Origin of the sequence: Aquimarina sp. AU119 (genome assembly GCF_900312735.1) — a bacterium.
In the GTDB taxonomy this organism is placed as follows: domain Bacteria; phylum Bacteroidota; class Bacteroidia; order Flavobacteriales; family Flavobacteriaceae; genus Aquimarina; species Aquimarina algiphila.
In genome coordinates this window covers 50,835-69,770 of record NZ_OMPF01000016.1, presented here as the reverse complement: position 1 = coordinate 69,770, position 18,936 = coordinate 50,835, and the positions used below count along the sequence as shown (strand labels likewise).

At 32.9% G+C, this 18,936-nt stretch carries 12 protein-coding genes; 9 read left to right on the top strand and 3 right to left on the bottom strand.

The genetic code is table 11. The features are described from left to right. Positions 1–3 precede the first annotated feature (3 nt). The 3 genes from DK442_RS15235 to DK442_RS15225 all read right to left on the bottom strand — a co-directional run bounded on the left by DK442_RS15235 (position 4) and on the right by DK442_RS15225 (position 3,053). Positions 4–1,125 carry a Zn-dependent alcohol dehydrogenase gene (locus tag DK442_RS15235; RefSeq protein WP_109436754.1) on the bottom strand — a complete coding sequence of 374 codons (1,122 nt, stop codon included), beginning with the start codon at positions 1,123–1,125 and terminating at the stop codon, positions 4–6. A 114-nt stretch (positions 1,126–1,239) separates the two neighbouring features. Next, entirely contained in the window at positions 1,240–1,974 is a 735-nt protein-coding gene (locus DK442_RS15230) for a LytTR family DNA-binding domain-containing protein (RefSeq protein WP_109436753.1), read from the bottom strand. Beyond that, the gene (locus DK442_RS15225; RefSeq protein ID WP_109436752.1) at positions 1,974–3,053 is read right to left on the bottom strand and encodes a sensor histidine kinase; all 1,080 of its coding nucleotides are present in this window, start codon (positions 3,051–3,053) and stop codon (positions 1,974–1,976) included. The genes DK442_RS15230 and DK442_RS15225 overlap by 1 nt, the downstream gene beginning before the upstream one ends. Before the next feature lie 291 nt (positions 3,054–3,344). Between DK442_RS15225 and DK442_RS15220 the strand changes: the two genes are divergently transcribed. The 9 genes from DK442_RS15220 (at position 3,345) to DK442_RS15180 (ending at position 18,934) form a co-directional block, all read left to right on the top strand. Beyond that, a complete protein-coding gene (locus tag DK442_RS15220; RefSeq protein ID WP_109436751.1) occupies positions 3,345–5,618 on the top strand; it encodes a GH92 family glycosyl hydrolase in 2,274 nt (757 codons plus the stop codon). A gap of 10 nt (positions 5,619–5,628) precedes the next feature. Further along, entirely contained in the window at positions 5,629–7,446 is a 1,818-nt protein-coding gene (locus tag DK442_RS15215) for a sodium:solute symporter family protein (RefSeq protein ID WP_109436750.1), read from the top strand. 72 nt (positions 7,447–7,518) lie between these two features. Continuing rightward, a complete protein-coding gene (locus DK442_RS15210; protein WP_109436749.1) occupies positions 7,519–9,954 on the top strand; it encodes a T9SS type A sorting domain-containing protein in 2,436 nt (811 codons plus the stop codon). A gap of 81 nt (positions 9,955–10,035) precedes the next feature. Then, on the top strand, positions 10,036–10,992 hold the full coding sequence (locus DK442_RS15205) for a glycoside hydrolase family 130 protein (protein ID WP_109436748.1): 957 nt from the start codon (positions 10,036–10,038) through the stop codon (positions 10,990–10,992). 1 nt (position 10,993) lies between these two features. Then, positions 10,994–12,091 (top strand): carbohydrate-binding family 9-like protein, encoded by a 1,098-nt coding sequence (locus DK442_RS15200; RefSeq protein ID WP_235010970.1) that lies wholly within the window; start codon positions 10,994–10,996, stop codon positions 12,089–12,091. A gap of 1 nt (position 12,092) precedes the next feature. Then, complete coding sequence (locus DK442_RS15195) at positions 12,093–13,199, top strand: putative glycoside hydrolase (RefSeq protein WP_109436747.1); 1,107 nt, start codon at positions 12,093–12,095, stop codon at positions 13,197–13,199. A gap of 38 nt (positions 13,200–13,237) precedes the next feature. Then, a complete protein-coding gene (locus tag DK442_RS15190) occupies positions 13,238–15,496 on the top strand; it encodes a GH92 family glycosyl hydrolase (protein WP_109436746.1) in 2,259 nt (752 codons plus the stop codon). 2 nt (positions 15,497–15,498) lie between these two features. Continuing rightward, positions 15,499–16,506 carry an isoaspartyl peptidase/L-asparaginase family protein gene (locus DK442_RS15185; protein ID WP_370444663.1) on the top strand — a complete coding sequence of 336 codons (1,008 nt, stop codon included), beginning with the start codon at positions 15,499–15,501 and terminating at the stop codon, positions 16,504–16,506. Between the two features lie 49 nt (positions 16,507–16,555). Further along, positions 16,556–18,934 carry a PSD1 and planctomycete cytochrome C domain-containing protein gene (locus tag DK442_RS15180; RefSeq protein WP_109436745.1) on the top strand — a complete coding sequence of 793 codons (2,379 nt, stop codon included), beginning with the start codon at positions 16,556–16,558 and terminating at the stop codon, positions 18,932–18,934. Positions 18,935–18,936 lie beyond the last annotated feature (2 nt).

Sequence of the window (18,936 nt, the reverse complement as noted above, 5' to 3'; positions counted from 1 at the left end):
AAATTAATCAAAAACAATAACACCTTTGGCATTTTTACCTGCCAGCATATCATCAAATGCTTGAGATAAATTTTCAAATTTGTATGTTGTGGTTACCATTTCATCTAATAATAAATCTCCTTTTTTATAAAGGTTAAGTAAAATGGGGAAATCGATTTGTGGTCTGCATTTTCCGTATAAAGGATTGATATAAATCTTGTCCCATTCAAACAAACTCATGTCAATAGTTACTTCTTCTTCAATACCACTAACTTGTACCGCTGTACCTGCATTGCGAACCATCCCTAGTGGCGCAGCACCTAAAGCAGGAATAGCGGTACATTCAAAAGCATAATCTGCACCACCATTACCAGTAATTTCTTTTACAAGTTGAGTAGCGTTTTGTAAATTTTTATCACCCTTATCTACTTGAATAGTATGAGTCGCCCCAAATTGTTTTGCCATTTCTAATCGAGTAGGATTGAGGTCTATCGCAATAATTTTAGTTGCTCCAGAAATTCGAGCACCCTGAATTACATTTAGCCCAACACCACCATTACCAATGACAGCTACAGATGATCCAGGTTTGATCTTTGCAGTATTTACAGCAGAACCATAACCTGTCATAACACCACAACTGATTATAGATGCAGAACTATAAGGAATGTGAGTATCATATTTTACAACAGCTTGTTCCTTAACTACAGTATGTGTAGATAGTGTTCCTATATTAAAAGAACGTTCAATAGGTTGTCCATTGTATAATGTTCTTTCTAATTCAGCATGTCCTGTTGAAACTTCACCATCTGGTAATTTATCCCCAGCAACTACAGGAGAATTATTTTCACAGATATGTTGATTCATCTCTTGACATTGAAAACATCTACCGCATGGAATGGCCCAATTAAGTATTACTTTATCGCCTGGTTTTACTGTAGTTACTTGATCTCCTATGGCTTCGACTATACCAGCGCCTTCATGACCTAGTATGATGGGTCTACCCCAATGTAAAGAATCATGATCTGTATGGCACAATCCTGCTGCCTGAATTTTTACGAGTACTTCGTCTCCTTGTGGAGGGTGAACTTCAATTTCTTCTAAAGTAAATAATCCTTTTCCGTCTGCTATTGCTGCTTTTGCTAACATTTTAATATATTTAATGCTTCACAATATAAAATTTAGAAAATCCTGTTTCTTAACCTATATTGATATATTGTTAGCCTGTATTAACCGATTAATGATAAAATGAATTTGAAATCATTAAGAGAGTAAATTGGTGTCATTTTCATTAAAAATTACACTTTTAACTTCATTGATATAACTTCTACCAATTGGATATCGTATGTCAGCTATTTCAATACTATTTCCTTCAACGGTTTCTACTTTATCGATAGATATAGTGTATGATCTATGAATTCGTATAAATTTATCAGAAGGTAAATCTTCTGTGAAACTACTCAGGGTTTGATGAATAATATATTTATTGGATATTGTATTTATTCTAATATAATCCCGAAGACTTTCTATTGATAATATTTCATCGAGATATACTTTTTTTATCTTTTTTTTGTCAATTTTAATAAAAATATATGATCTTTCATTAGAAGTAGTGATATCATCTTTTTGTTGATATCCTTTAATTTTGAAGGCCTTGTTTACTGCCATAATAAATCTTTGAAATGAAATTGGTTTAACAAGGTAATCCAATACTTCAAGTTCATAGCTTTCTACAGCGAATTCTTCATGTGCAGTAGTAATTATAGTTAATGGCTTATAATTTAGACTTTTTAAAAGATTTAGCCCATCTAGTAGGGGCATATTGATATCTAGAAATAACACATCGATTTCATTACTTTTTCCTACAATATAATCGATACTTTCTACAGCATTATTAAATGAGTTTAAAAGTTCTAACCCTTTCGTTTGGGAAATATAGTTCTTGATGACATTAACCGCTAATGGTTCATCATCTATTATTACGCATTTTAAATTCATTATACTTTAATTTTTAGATCAACCACGTATTGATCATTATCCGTAGTGATATCAAGATGGTACTCATCTTTCTGATATCCCAATTCCAATCTTTTTTTTACATTCCCGATTCCTATACCGCCAGGATAGGTCATAATTTCATTATTATTTGTTTTGGTAGGAATGGGGTTTGAGACTCTAAAGTAAAGAAAATCATCTAATACATTAAAATCTATGTTTATTTCTATGTCTCCTATATTTTTATTTGCGCCATGTTTAAAAGAATTTTCTATAAAGGAAAGAAGTAACATAGGAGCAATTTCTTTCTCTTCAATTTCTCCAGAAATATTGATATTAATTTTTAATAAGTCTCCATACCTTATTCGTTCTAAATCCAAGTAGTTTTGAAGACACATAATCTCTTTGGTAAGGCTTTGTCTTTTTTGATTTGTTTCATGTAAAAGATACCTCATGAATTCAGAAAGTTTTAATATTGTCTTTGGAGTTTTATCTGACTTTTCTACCGAAAGTGAATAAATATTGTTCAAAGTATTAAAAAAGAAATGTGGAGAAATTTGAGTCCTTAAGAATCTCAACTCAGTTTCTAATTGTAGTTTTTCTACATCAATTAATTTTTTATGCTCTCTTAACCAATCTAGTGTTACTTTAATTGCAGCTACGAACGCCATCACATAAAGCTCACCAAGCATCATTTCTATAGCATAATTAAGAGTTAACTCATTAGTAACCTCTGGGCCTTCTGGCCAAACATTATGACTCACCATAAAGTAAGTCAAATAAAATTTTGCTAAAAGCATCACAAAAAGAGAAGCTATTACTGATATGATATAGATAAAGTATTTCCGTTTATGAATAAATTTTGGCATTAAGTAGTATATGTTGAAATAACTTAATGTCATATGAATCACAAAACCTAATGCAGTAGTTTTAAAAGAGTATATGTAATCGTTAAAATAGCTACCCCATCTAAAAGTGGTAAAAACAAAATAAATAAACCAAAATATAATATGATGTTTTAAAGTCACCGAATAGTTATTGTCGGGAGTTATATTTATAATATTTCTAATTTTCTGAAGCATATTTTTCCTTTTTTTTAAGACGTTTAACCGAGTTGCTTTGTTATTGGTCTAAAATTATTCGTTTACAAGTAAGATTTGTAAATATTTATGATGTCGTTGTTTTCCCGAAATAACAATCATAGATGAGATAAATATAAACAGATGAAAGGAACATTGAAAAAAAATATAGTTTTTTCATCAAATGTGAGAACTAAAAGTGTAGGAAGAGAATGTAGTATGATGTAATAGTTATATTTATAGACACCTGTTTTTAAAGGTATCACTTTCAGTTAATCACAAAATTTTAGATGTATGAAAATATTTTACAATATTAAATTGCTGGTAATAGTATCGATAGTAATTTTTTCATGTAATACAAAAGAGCAGAATAATAAAGATAAGGACGTTGAAAAAGAAATAGATGTAACCAAATTCGTTGACCCTTTTATAGGCACAGGAGGTCACGGTCATACGTATCCGGGAGCTACAATGCCATTTGGGATGATCCAAGTAAGCCCGGATAATGGTATTTCTGGATGGGATTGGTGTTCGGGATATCATTATTCTGATTCAACTACCATTGGTTTTAGTCATTTACATCTTAGTGGAACAGGTATTGGTGATCTAAATGATATAAGAATAATGCCAATCAATAAAAAGGTTGATTTATCTACTGCTGTTAAAACAAGAGATGAATTACCATATACATCTAAGTATTCTCATGATCGCGAGACAGCAACCCCTGGATATTATAGTGTCTTTTTAGAAGATTATAATATCACTGCCGAATTGACCGCGGATACAAGAACCGCTTTTCATCGCTATTCCTACAATGATGGAGATGAACAATCATTAATTTTAGATTTAGGGTTTGCCATGAATTGGGATGAAACTGTTGAATCAAATATAAATATAGAAGATAAGTTTACTGTATCGGGATATCGCTATAGTACAGGGTGGGCCAAAAATCAAAAAGTGTATTTTGTTATACAATTTTCAAAATCCATTAATGAGTATGATCTCTATAGTGATAATAATAGTATTGATAAAACTAATCTTGTTAATGGAAAAAATACCTCGGCACAATTATTTTTCAATAAAGGGTCTAAAAATCAGCTTGAAGTAAAAGTTGGAGTTTCTTCTGTTAGCATAGCAAATGCTAAAGAAAATATTTCAGAGTATAAAAATAATTTTGAATTTGATGCTGTTAAAACAAAAGCAGATATTTCCTGGAAACAAAGACTGTCAAAAATTAAGGTTGAAACAAAAAGAGATTCTTTAAAAACTATTTTTTATACTGCAATGTACCACTCACAGGTGGCTCCTGTTACCTATAGTGATATAGATGGTGCATTTAGAAAAGAAAATGATAGTATCGTTTTTGCAAAAGAATACACTGCCTATTCAACGCTATCGCTTTGGGATACCTTTAGATCAGAGCATCCTTTACTTATTTTTTTAACTCCAGATAAGGTCACAGATATTATTAATTCAATGTTGGAGTATTATGAGGATAAAAAAGTCTTGCCTGTTTGGACTTTGTATGCTAACGAAACAAATACAATGACTGGTTATCACTCGGTTTCTGTAATTGCAGAAGCATATATAAAAGGGATAAGAGGTTTTGATGTCCAAAAAGCATATGAAGCAATGAAAGAGACTATGATGCAAAACGATAGAGGACTAGAGTTTTATAAAAAATATAAATATATCCCTTATGAGTTGTTAGATGAGTCAGTTACTATAACCTTAGAATATGCATATAATGATTGGTGTATGGCTCAATTGGCTAAAGATTTGGGAAAAAAAGAGGATTATGAATATTTTTTAAAACGTTCTCAGGCATACTCTTATCTGTTTGATGCAGATACAGGTTTTATGAGAGGGAAATCTAAAAATGGCAATGATTGGCATGAACCTTTTGATCCTAAGTTTTCTGCCCATAGAGTACATGCAGATTATACAGAAGGAAATGCTTGGCAACATAGTTGGTTTGTACCACATGATGTAGAAGGATTGATTAAACTTTTTGGAGGAGATACTGTTTTTGTAAAAAAGTTAGAACAGCTGTTTACAGAAGATTCTGAAATTACTGGAGATAACGTTTCAGCAGACATTTCAGGTTTAATAGGGCAGTATGCACATGGTAATGAACCAAGTCATCACATTGCCTATATGTTTAATAAAGCTAATGCCCCATGGAAAACTCAATATTGGGTAAGTGAAATATTAAAAACTCAGTATAACACAACACCCAATGGATTAAGTGGTAATGAAGATTGTGGACAAATGTCGGCTTGGTATGTGTTCAGTTCACTTGGAATTTATCCAATGAATCCTGCGTCTGGAGAATATCAAATAGGGAGTCCGATATTCGAAAAATCTACATTACAATTGTCAGAAAACACCAATTTTATAATTGAAGCTGAACATGTTTCTGATACCAATATATATATTCAATCAGCTACACTTAACGGAAAAGAATTTAACCGATCATACATTACACATCAAGAAATAATCCAAGGAGGAACATTGCATTTTGTGATGGGAGCATCTCCTAATAAAAATTGGGGTGTAAAGAACTAATATACTTTGAATGAACCTAGCAACCATCGATATTATAATAATTTTATGTTATATATGCATTACACTTCTTTTTGGATTTTATGTTTCTAAGAAAGCATCAAAAGACATGAAATCTTACTTCTTGGGAGGAAACGAAATCCCCTGGTATTATTTGGGATTGTCTAATGCTTCTGGAATGTTTGATATTTCTGGAACGATGTGGGCCGTTACAGCGATGTTTGTGTATGGACTTAAAAGTGCTTGGTTACCTTGGATATGGCCGGTATGGAATCAAGTTTTTATTATGGTTTTTCTGGCAGCCTGGTTAAGAAGATCTAATGTAATGACAGGGGCTCAATGGATAACATATAGATTCGGAACAGATTTAGGAGCACGTCTGTCACATATTATTGTGACTGTATTTGCCATCATAAGTACTTTAGGATTTATAGCGTATTTTTTTGAGGGAATAGGAAAATTTGCAACCATATTTTTTCCATGGGATCTATCATTTAGTATTGGATCAATCCTGATTTCTTCAGAGCAGGCATACGCTCTTATTATTATTGTGATTACTACACTTTATACTTTAAAAGGAGGTATGTATAGTGTGGTAGGCACAGAAGTAATTCAGTTTGTTATCATGACTATTTCTTGTTTGGTTATAGGATATATTGCTTTTACTTCGGTAACTGCAGAGCAAATAGCAACTGCTGTTCCAGAAAACTGGAAAGACTTATTTTTTGGAATGGACTTGGATTTGGATTGGACAGGGTATATCGACAGCGTTAATTCTAAGATTGAAGAAGATGGTTTTTCTCTTTTTGGATTTTTATTTATGATGATGATTTTCAAAGGAATTTTTGCAAGCCTTGCTGGTCCAGTACCAAGTTATGATATGCAGCGAATTTTGTCTACAAAAAACGAAGCGGAAGCTTCAAAAATGAGTGGATTAACAATAGTGGTACTTTCCATTCCGCGATATCTAATGATTACAGGTTTTGCAATTTTAGGATTAGTGTACCTAGGTCCAGAATTACAAGAAGGAACTGGGATTGATTTTGAAACAATATTACCATTGGCCATTCAACGTTTTGTGCCTGTCGGTTTAAAAGGATTGTTACTTGCAGGGTTATTAGCTGCGTTTATGGGAACATTTGCAGCTTTTATAAATGCTGCACCAGCATATTTGGTCAATGATATTTACAAAAAATATATAAAACCAGATGCTACTAGCAAAACCTATATAAGATTCAGTTATCTATCTTCTATTTTAATAGTAATTATAGGTTTGATATTTGGTTTTTTTGCATCATCAATTAATACACTTACAATATGGTTAACTTCTGCTTTATATGGAGGTTATGCGGCAGCAAATATGCTGAAATGGATTTGGTGGCGCTTTAATTCTTATGGGTATTTTGGAGGAATGTTGGCAGGTCTTATTGCTGCTTCTATTGTTCCTGGTTTTTTTCCTGAAACATCAGATATTTATCTATTCCCAATAGTATTGTTTATTTCTTTTGTAGGATGTTTTTTGGGAGTATTTATAGGTAAGCCTGATGACATGGAAGTATTAAAAAACTTTTATAAAACAACAAAACCATGGGGGTTCTGGAAACCGGTTTATAAGGAATTAAAAAAAGAAGATTCAACATTTAAAGCAAATAATGATTTTTGGAAAGATACTTTTAACTGTGTGATAGGAATTGTTTGGCAAATGACCTTTGTGCTGATTCCAATATATCTTCTAATCAAAGAATATTATCAGTTAAGTATAGTAGTTGTCTTAATGATTATAACGACTGTAATTTTAAAACAAACATGGTATAATAAGATAAAAAAATAAGGGAGTAAGGTTAAAATCTGGATGTAAAATTTAGTAAAAGATTTTTTAAATCAATTAACCAAATAATATATTATGAAAACACACAAACGTATTTTTCAATATCTATTATCACTGTTATTATTAGTGATTGTAAGTACTACCCAGCTTATTGGACAAGAGTCTGCGATATATGCGGGAGGGCCAATTTATAACAATAGAAATTCTTCAATTAGTGAATTACGAAATTCTGGATTTACAACGGTAATTGTATGGACAATTCATATAGAATCCAATGGAGACCTTGGATTTAATGGAGAGTTTCCATTAGTTCAAAATGGAGTATATGTAGGAAATCAGTCCTATCCTAATTTTCCGGCAGATATAGCATTATTAAAAACAGCACCAACATCTATCAATCGAGTAGAATTTGGACTTGCAGCAGCGGGTTCAGGAACTTTTGAAGCAGTTCAGAATTTTCATAATTCAGAGGGTTTTGGACCGGGAACAACTCTCTATAAAAATTTTGAAGCTTTAAAAGCTGCGATTCCTGGGATAGATGCTTTTAACAATGATGATGAAGTTACATATCATGCACCATCCGCTGTAGCATTTACAAAAATGTTAGCAGGGTTGGGATATAAAAATGCAATAGTTCCTTATCGTAATAGTACCTTTTGGAGTACTTTAGTAAGTGAAGTAAATGCGGCATATCCAGGTAATATTGATAGAAATTATTTACAATGTTATGCTGGAGGTAGCGGAAATAATCCTTGCTCATCGACTTGGGATTTTGGAATACCTGTTTTTCCTGGTTTATGGGGAGGATCCGGACAATCTAGTGTGTCTACTGTAGAAAGTAGAATGAATTCCTGGCAAAATAACTGCGGTATTACAGGAGGCTTTATGTGGATCTATGATGATTTTGATAGTAGTCCATCTGTTGCCGCTTATGCAGGAGCGATTAATAATGCACTTTCTCCGGGGAGTGTTCCAGGAGTAGCCAATTCACCTAATCCTTCTAATGGAACATCAAATATTAGTACAAATACCTCTCTTGGATGGTCTGCTGGTGCTGGTGCTAATTCTCATGATGTTTATTTTGGAACAAGCTCTTCGTTAGGATCAGGAGATTTTAAAGGAAATCAATCAAATACATCGTATACCCCAGGAACATTAAATACTGCTACTACTTATTATTGGAGAATAGATGAAGTAAACTCATTAGGAACAACTACCGGTGCAATTTGGAGTTTTACCACAGGAACATCAACTACCGTAGATCATACAGATCCAGTAGGAACAGGTATAATAACCGCCAGGGCGCAAATTAACACTGCAGAAAGTGCAGACAAAGCATTTGATAATTTGTTTATAAATGGTACACAGAATATCAATTGGAGTAAATGGTTGGATAATGGAGGCGTTCCTAGTACTTCGAACCCAAGTTGGATTCAAATTCAATTACCAGCAGCAGTTGTGGTAAATAAAATTACCCTAACCAGTGCAAATGATGTACCCGATAGAGATCCTAATAATTTTGATATACAAGGGTCAAATAACGGAACGAATTGGACAACATTAAATAGTTGGTCGGGACAAACCTGGACAAATCGTTTTGAACGTAAAGAATTTAGCTTTACAAATACTACAGCATATACCTATTACCGAATAAATATAACTAAGAATAAAGCTAATATTAGTATGACTCAGGTATGTGAGATAGAACTTCTTGGTCCAGCAGGAACGTCTAATCCTCCTACAGGATGTGCTGATTGTATAGATTTCAATACAATTACATTAGTTTCATATTCGAATCAGGATGCAGATGGAACCAGTTTTGTTGAAGATAATGGAGATACTGCTCGTTTGGTAAATAATACGTGGAAACGTTCTACAAATACGTACTCGATAACGTCCAATACGGTTATTGAGTTTCAATTTAAAAGCACCATAGAAGGTGAAATTCATGGAATTGGGTTTGATGAAGATAATTCATTAAGTAGCAATAGAATTTTTAAGGTACATGGAACTCAAAATTGGGGTATCCAAGATTATGATAACTATACAGGTTCTGAGTTTAAAACTTATACAATTCCGATAGGAAATTTTTATACAGGGAATGCAATGAGTTTGATACTAGTCAATGATAATGACGGCGGAAGTGGTAATAATAGTTCTTTTAAGAATATTAGAGTATATGAAAATTCCAGTGCAAGAGTAGCTGTAAGTTCCTCTGCTAAGACAATTATAAATGAATTAGATGATGAACCAGCTAAAAACCTGAATAATAATTTGAATGTTTATCCAAATCCGTTTACCGATCAACTGAAGTTAAAATTACCTAAAAACCATGATTTTACGAGTGTGAAAATCTATAGTATTTCTGGACAATTACTTGCAGAAAAAAGTATAGATTCAAAAAAGAATATTTCCGAATTTACTGCACTCGAAAAATTAGAAAAAGGCTTATTTATAATGAAACTTGAAAGTGATAAAGAAACAATTTTATATAAATTAATTAAAAATTAAACCTATTGTACTACTGTTGTTTGAAATGTATCTTAAACAACGGTAGTACTAACTATAAAAAACAAAAGTGTGAAAAATCAAATGCCCTGGCAGGATAGACCTATAGGAAGTAATGATGTTATTTGGAGATATACCAAAAACCCAATAATACAAAGAGATGCAATACCTGTATCCAATAGTGTTTTTAATAGTGCTGTTGTTCCTTTTAATGATGGATTTGCTGGAGTTTTTAGATGTGATAATAAGGCGGTGCAGATGAATATTTTTGCAGGATTTAGTAAAAACGGAATCGATTGGGAAATAAACCATGATCCTATTATTATGGAAGAAGGAAATACCAAAATGATTGATTCTGATTATAAGTATGATCCTCGTGTGACTTTTATAGAAGATAGATATTGGATTACATGGTGTAATGGATATCATGGACCAACTATAGGGATCGCATATACCTTTGATTTTAAGGAATTTTTTCAATGTGAAAATGCATTTTTACCATTTAATCGAAATGGAGTATTATTTCCTAAGAAAATTAATAACAAATATGCAATGTTAAGCCGTCCAAGTGATAACGGACACACGCCTTTTGGAGATATTTTTATTAGCTATAGCCCAGATATGAAATATTGGGGAGAACATAGAAATGTGATGCAGGCAACTCCTTTTGAAGATAGTGCGTGGCAATGTACAAAGATAGGAGCAGGATCTGTACCTTTTTTAACAGAAGAAGGATGGTTAATGTTTTATCATGGTGTTATTAATACGTGTAATGGGTTTAGATATGCTATGGGAGCAGCTATTTTGGATGAAGACAATCCTGATATCGTAAAATATAGAACAAAACCATACCTTTTAACTCCCTCTGTTTCTTATGAACAGGTAGGAGATGTTCATAATGTAATATTCCCTTGTGCCACAATACAAGATATAGAACAAGATAAAGTAGCAATTTATTACGGTGCGGCAGATACAGTTGTAGCATTAGCATTTGGAAGAATAAGTGAAATTATTAAGTTTACTAAAGAAAATACATTATAAAGTGATTAAGAACGGTGATCAGTATTTTATATTAGAGGTAATGCATAAAGGATTAAGCATTTTATTGATCTTTTTTATTGCAATTGTCGGCAGTGCTCAAACATTACCAAAGACATATACTGCATACCATATAACAGAATCAATTATTATTGATGGAGTAGCGTCAGAAGAATCATGGAAAAAAGTAAAGCCAACAGACTTATTTATTGATATAGAAGGAAATAAGGTGCCTAAATACAATACATCTGTAAAAATGTTATGGGATGATACTCATGTATACTTTTTTGCAGAAATGGAAGAGCCTCATGTATGGGGAAACTTAAAGCAAAAAGACACTATTATTTTCCATAATAATGATTTTGAAATTTTTATAGATCCAGATAATGACACACATAATTATTATGAGTTTGAGATAAATGCATTAAATACACTTTGGGATTTGTTTATAACAAAACCATATAGAGAGGGTAGTCCTGTACTTAATGATTGGGATGCCAATGGATTTAAATCCTCAGTAAAAGTTCATGGTACGATCAATAATGCTAATGATACTGATAAAGGTTGGTCTATTGAAATAGCAATTCCTTTTGATGCATTTAAAACATCATATTTTCATAAAAATGTTCCTAAGGATCAATTCTGGAGAGTGAATTTTTCAAGAGTAAATTGGAATTTTCAACTTCAGAATAATAAATATTCTCGAAAAGAGAATGATAAAGGAAAAATCGAACATGAATATAACTGGGTATGGTCGCCTATGGGAGTGATTAATATGCATCGTCCAGAAGATTGGGGATATGTATATTTTTCTTCAAAAAAAGCAGGAGAAGAAGATAAGTTTAAAATACCTGAAGATGAAAAAGTAAAACAAATCTTATATCGCTTGTATAGAAAACAAAAAGAGTATCATAAAAAAAATAATCGCTGGGCAACTAAATTTTCTGAATTATCTAATGATGATTCTAAAATAGAAGGGAATAGAGTTATCCGAACAATAGAAAACCATCAAACTGGTTTTAATATTACTGTGATTAGTCCTTTTACAAAGCGCTTGTTTATTATAAGAGAAGATGGGAGAATTATTCAAAAATTAGATTGATATGCGAATGATCAAAAATATTTCAATGTGTATTGCACTTATTCTTTTAAGCTGTGTATCAGAAGAGAAAAAAGAAGAAACTGTTAATGAATTAGAAACTAAGGTTGATATAACACCTTTTAAATATTGGACTTGGATTACTGCTAATGTTGAAAAATCTGATGAAGAGTATAAGGCCGAATTTAAAAAGTATAAAGAAAATGGAATAGACGCAGTTCTGATTAATACCGAGACTGATGCAGAAGTGTTGAGAAAAATTACTCCATTGGCCACAAAAGAAGGATTAGAAGTTCATGCCTGGATGTTTACAATGAATAGACCTGGAGATAAAATAGCACTTCAACACCCCGAATGGTATGCAGTAAGTAGAGAAGGAAAATCGTGTTATGATACACGGCCTTATGTCGATTATTATCAGTGGTTATGTCCTACCAGAAAAGAATCCAGAGATCATGTTTTAAGTCTTGTAGAAGGTTTGGCTAAAGTAGAGGGAGTTACAAGTGTACATATAGATTATATTAGGTATCCAGATATATTTTTACCTATAGGATTACTGCCAAAATATGATTTAGTTCAAGATGAAGAATTACCAGAATTTGACTTTTGCTATTGTGATGTGTGTATTGATACATTCCAGAAAGAGCATCATAAAAACCCTAAAGATGCTAGTAATATAGCTATAGATATTGAATGGAAACAGTTTAGACTTAATCAAGTAAAAAGAGTAGTTGATGAGGCATATGAAATTGCTCATAAATACAATAAAAAATTAACCTCAGCCGTATTTCCATATCCCGAAATGGCAGATCATATGGTGAGACAACGTTGGGATAAATGGCATGTAGATGAAGTGTTACCCATGATATATCATAATTTTTATAATGAAGAAGTAGATTGGATTGGTTTTGCAACAAGACAAGGTGTTAAGGATCTTGAAGGAAAAGAAACTAAACTACATACTGGGATATATTTACCTCCGATGAGTACAGAAGATGTTGCCAAAGCAATTCAATTAGCTAAAGATAATGGAGCTTCAGGAATATCATTTTTTGATGGAAATGCAATTACCGAAGAACAATTCGAAGTGATAAAAGCTTCTAAGCAATAATTTTACATAGACTAAGTATGGTCTAATTCATTGTCAGAATGAGAAAAATGGATTTTACATATATCGTTTTAATACTGCTCCTTTGGTCCTGTAAAGAAGAGGCTAAAGAAAAGATTGATTTCCCTGAAGAATCATCAGTAGTCGATTATGTAAATCCATTTATCGGTACAGACGGACCAGGGAATACGTATCCTGGTGCAACACTTCCATTTGGGATGGTACAATTGAGTCCAGATATTGGAATCCCTGGCTGGGATAGAATAGCAGGATATTATTATAAAGATGCTATTATTAGTGGTTTTTCTCACACACATCTCACTGGTACAGGAGCAGGAGATTTATATGATATCCTGGTAATGCCTACGAATAGTAGATTTTCAGAACGAATAAAAGAGAATAACTACAAACCATTTTCCAAATACAATCATAATAAAGAAGATGCATCCCCAGGGTATTACACCGTAGATTTATTAGATTATGATATCAAAGCAGAATTGACTGCAACAAATAGGGTAGGGATACATCGATATACATTTCCAGAAGATGCAGCTACTGCAATACATGTAGATCTTGGGTATGCGATAAATTGGGACGATCCTACAGATACCTATATTGAAAAAGTAAATGATTCGACCTTACAAGGATATCGTATGTCGACAGGTTGGGCAAAAGATCAGAGAATATACTTTGTAATACAGTTTTCAAAACCATTTAGGAGATATTCTGTATTTAAGGATGATAATCCCACAACCCTTCCTGTACGAGGCAAAAAAACTAGAATAGTATTGCAATATACTACTACAGAAGGAGAGCAAATAGTTCTAAAAACAGGAATCTCCACGGCAAGTTTTGAAGGAGCACAACAATCAATATCAAAAGAGACCTCCAATTTTGATTTTGATACTTATAAGAAAAAAGCAAAAGCAATTTGGGAAAACGAGTTAAATAAAATAAAGATTACGACATCTGATAAAGACAAGAAAAGTATTTTTTATACGATGATGTATCAATCTATGCTGGCACCAACATTGTTGAGCGACCCTAATGGAGATTATAAAGGTGCAAACGATACCATTGTGAATGCAAAAGGGTTTGATCGTTATGACACCTTTTCTTTATGGGACACATTTAGAGCGGCACACCCATTATATACAATTATTCAGCCAAAACGTGTGCCAGATATGATACGATCTTTATTAGCACATTATAAAGAAACAGGAATCTTGCCTGTATGGTCTATGCAAGGTAATGAAACCAATATGATGATTGGATATCATGCAGTTCCTGTGATTGTAGATGCATATTTTAAAGGATTTACATTTGATATTGAACAAGCATATAATGCATGTAAAGAAAGTGCGATGGTCAATGATAGGCAAATTGATATATACAAGGATTTAGGATATATTCCGGTTGATGAACACCATGAAAACTGGTCAGTTTCAAAGACCATGGAATATGCTTATGATGATTGGTGTATCGCAATGTTTGCAAAAGATCTTGGAAAAGAAGAGGATTATAAATATTTCATGAATCGCTCAGAAAATTGGAAAAACCTATACAATGATAAAAGATCCTGGTTACAACCAAAAAATATTGAAGGAAATTTTATAGAACCTTTTGTCCCTAAAGAATATACACCTTATTTCTGCGAGAGTAATGCTTGGCAATATTATTGGTTTGTTCCTCAGGATATAGATGGATTAATTAAAAAAACAGGTGGTGCTGTAAGATTTACCCAAAAATTGGATTCTATGTTTTCTTATTATCCAGAATCAACCGATAAACTACCAATATTTAGTACAGGAATGATAGGTCAATATGCACATGGAAATGAACCAAGTCATCATGTAGCGTATTTATATAATTATGTGAATCGTCCTTCAAAAACACAAGAGCTTACTCGTAAAATTTTGGAAGAGCAATATAAGAATGAACCCAATGGACATTGTGGAAATGAAGATTGTGGACAAATGTCATCCTGGTATATTTTTAGCGCTCTGGGATTATATCCTGTAAATCCAGCTCAAGGAGTATATCTTTTTTCTTCACCACTTTTTGAAAGTACAGAAATACAATTACCAGAACAAAAAGTTTTTAAAATTAAGGCCAAAAATCTTTCAGATAAAAATAAATATATAAATAGAATTATACTTAATGGAAAACCCTATGAAAAACTATTCATTAGGCATAAGACTATTATGAATGGTGGACTTTTAGAATTTGAAATGAGTGATATCCCAAATGACTCAGTATTTATGAATTTTAAATTACCTGAATTAAATAAAATATATTAATTATGATGAGAACCTTCATATATCAATACTTGATTCTGTTTTTAGTAATAACCCTATGGAGTTGTAATACCAAAGACAATATTAAGGAACAGCAAAGCAATGAGAAAAGTGAGATTGTTATAGAGGTGATAAAACCTGTTGTAATTTCTACCTGGAATCATGGAGTTCCTGCTAATGAAGAAGCTTGGAAGATATTAAGTGTAGGTGGTAAAGCCCTTGATGCTGTGGAGCAAGGCGTACGCACAGCAGAAGCAAACCCAGAAATACAAACTGTAGGCTTAGGAGGTTTTCCTGATAGAGAAGGTAATGTTACTCTAGACGCTTGTATTATGGACTATAATAGTAATTGTGGTGCTGTTTCTTTCTTACAGCATATTAAACATCCAATTTCTGTAGCTCGTAAAGTAATGGAGGAAACTCCGCATATCATGTTAACAGGAGATGGGGCATTACAATTTGCCTTAGAACAAGGATTTGAAAAAGAAGAATTACTTACGCCAGAATCAAAAAAAGCATATGAAGAATGGTTACAAAAAACCAATTATAAACCAGTAATTAATATTGAGAATCACGATACAATTAGTATGCTGGCGTTGGATGAAGACGGTAATTTATCAGGAGCATGTACCACGAGCGGAGCGGCTTGGAAAATGCATGGTAGAGTGGGAGATTCTCCCATTATTGGTGCAGGGTTGTTTCTTGATAATGAAGTAGGAGCAGCTGCGGCAACGGGCTTAGGAGAAGCTGTAATAAGAACAGCCGGAAGTGCCATGGTGGTTGAGTTAATGCGTCAAGGAAAATCTCCTTATGACGCTTGTAAAGAAGTTGTAGAACGAATTTATAAAGTGCATAAAAACCATGCAGATCTAGAATATTTACAAGTAGGGTTTATAGCATTAAACAAAAATGGAGAATATGGCTCTTATTGCCTACGTCCAGGGTTTAATTTTGCAATTAAAAATGCTACAGTAAATAATGAATTAAGGGATGCTGAATTTAAAATGGAATAGAATTTAGTATCCATAATATGAGATAAGTCTTAATTTAAAAGTTGAACAGATGAAAAAGAAACATGTTGTATTATATTTTTTGATTTCTTTTATAATAGCGGTTTTTATAAAATGGATGATTTCAAGTCAAAAAGAAGAATACGTATTATTATCAGAGGATAAAAGTAATACTACTAATTCAAAGCAGAAAGATTCTGACAAGGAGACAAAACAAAAATTACCAGAGACAATTAGCTATAGTTTTCATGTAAAACCTATATTATCAGATAAGTGTTATGCTTGTCACGGTCCTGATGAAGGTTCTCGAGAAGCAGGACTTCGTTTTGATACAAAAGATGGTGCGTATGTACCACTTGGAGAAAACAAAGATAGATTTGCAGCTAAACCAGGAGATCTTGAGAATAGTGAAATGATTAAAAGAATATATGCTGAGGATACTCATAAATTAATGCCCCCAGCTGATTCTAATTTATTGTTAAGCGAATATGAAAAAGAAATTCTAAAAAAATGGATAGAGGATGGGGCACAATGGGATTCTCACTGGTCATTTAAAATTCCTCAAAAACCATCATTACCAAAAGTCGTTAATACAAAATGGGGCAATAATGAAATAGATAGATTTGTTCTTAAACGATTAGAGATAGAAGATCTTACACCTTCTAAGATAGCTACTAAAGAAAGATTAATAAGACGAGTCTCTTTTGACCTTACAGGTTTACCTCCTACCACGGCAGAAATTGATCATTTTATAAATGATACTTCTTCCAATGCATTCGAGAAAGTAATAGACAGATTACTAAATTCTAAAGCTTATGGAGAGCGCATGGCTTTAGATTGGATGGAAGTTTCTAGATATGCAGATACACATGGATATCAGGATGATTTAGAACGTGTAATGTGGCCCTGGAGAGATTGGGTAATCCATGCCTTTAATGAAAATTTACCTTATGATCAATTTGTAAAATGGCAATTAGCAGGAGATCAGATAGATAATGCAACCTTAGAACAAATTGTAGCATCAGGATTTAACAGAAATCATAAGATTACTCAAGAAGGAGGAGTGATTGATGAAGAATATCGTGTAGAGTATGTAATGGATAGGACCAATACTACCGCTAAAGCCTTTATGGGACTTACTATGGAATGTGCCCGTTGTCATGATCATAAATATGATCCTCTGTCTCAAAAAGAATTTTATGGAATGTATAGTTTTTTTAATCAGTTAAAGGAGAAGGGACAAATAGATTATGGAGAAATTCCGGAACCTTATGTTACTTTAGATCAAAAGACTATTAAAACAAAGTTACCTTTTGTTAATATTCCTGATTCTATAAGTGAAGTAAAATTAATGGTAATGAAAGATGAGAAAGGAATACGTAAAAATAGAGTACTAAATCGGGGCCTTTATGATGCACCTGGAGAAGAGGTGCCTTATACACTCCCAGAACAAGTACTGCCTTTCTCTGATCAATATTCTCAAGATAGACTTGGACTGGCAGAATGGTTTTTTGATGATGATAATCCATTAACTGCTAGAGTGATGGTTAATCGCTTATGGCAACAAATGTTTGGTACTGGTATTGTTGCGACTGCCGATGATTTTGGAAACCAGGGAGCCCTCCCAACACACCCTGAACTATTGGATTGGTTATCTGTCACTTTTAAAGAGGAAGGTTGGGATATAAAAAGTATGCTTAAAAAAATGGCATTATCAGCGACCTATCAGCAAAATTCTAAGATTACACCAGAGTTATTAGAAAAAGATCCTGAAAATAAACTATTAGCTAGAGGATCAAGGTATAAGTTGCCAGCAGAAGCAATTAGAGATAATGCTTTGGCAGTAAGTGGATTGTTGGTAAAAAAGATTGGCGGACCTAGTGTAAAACCATATCAGCCTCCAGGGTTATGGGCAGAAACTACATCTGGAGTTGGTCTTACAGAATATATTGCAGATAAAGGAGAAGGATTATACAGAAGAAGCTTGTATACGTTCTGGAAACGTACTGTTCCTCCTCCGTCTATGCTTACTTTTGATGCGGCTTCCAGAGACTTCTGCACCGTACAAAGGCAAAAAACAAGCACACCTCTCCAAGCATTAGTATTAATGAACGATCCTCAGTTTATCGAAGCAGCAACAGTTATGGCTATTGGGGTACTAGAGAATGATGCATCTGATGAAAAACAAAAAATTGGAGCTCTTTTCAAAAAAATTACATCTAGAAGCCCTGATGAGGTAGAACTAGATAAATTATCAGAATATCTTAATGAACAAAGACAAGGATATGTTAAACAGGAGACAGAAAATATTGATCCTACGGTAACAAGTACATTAGATGTTCCTGAAAATATTCAACCTAGAGAACTTAAAGCATATACTGCTTTGGCTAGTTTGTTATTCAATTTGGATGAAACTATCACTAAAAGTTAAAG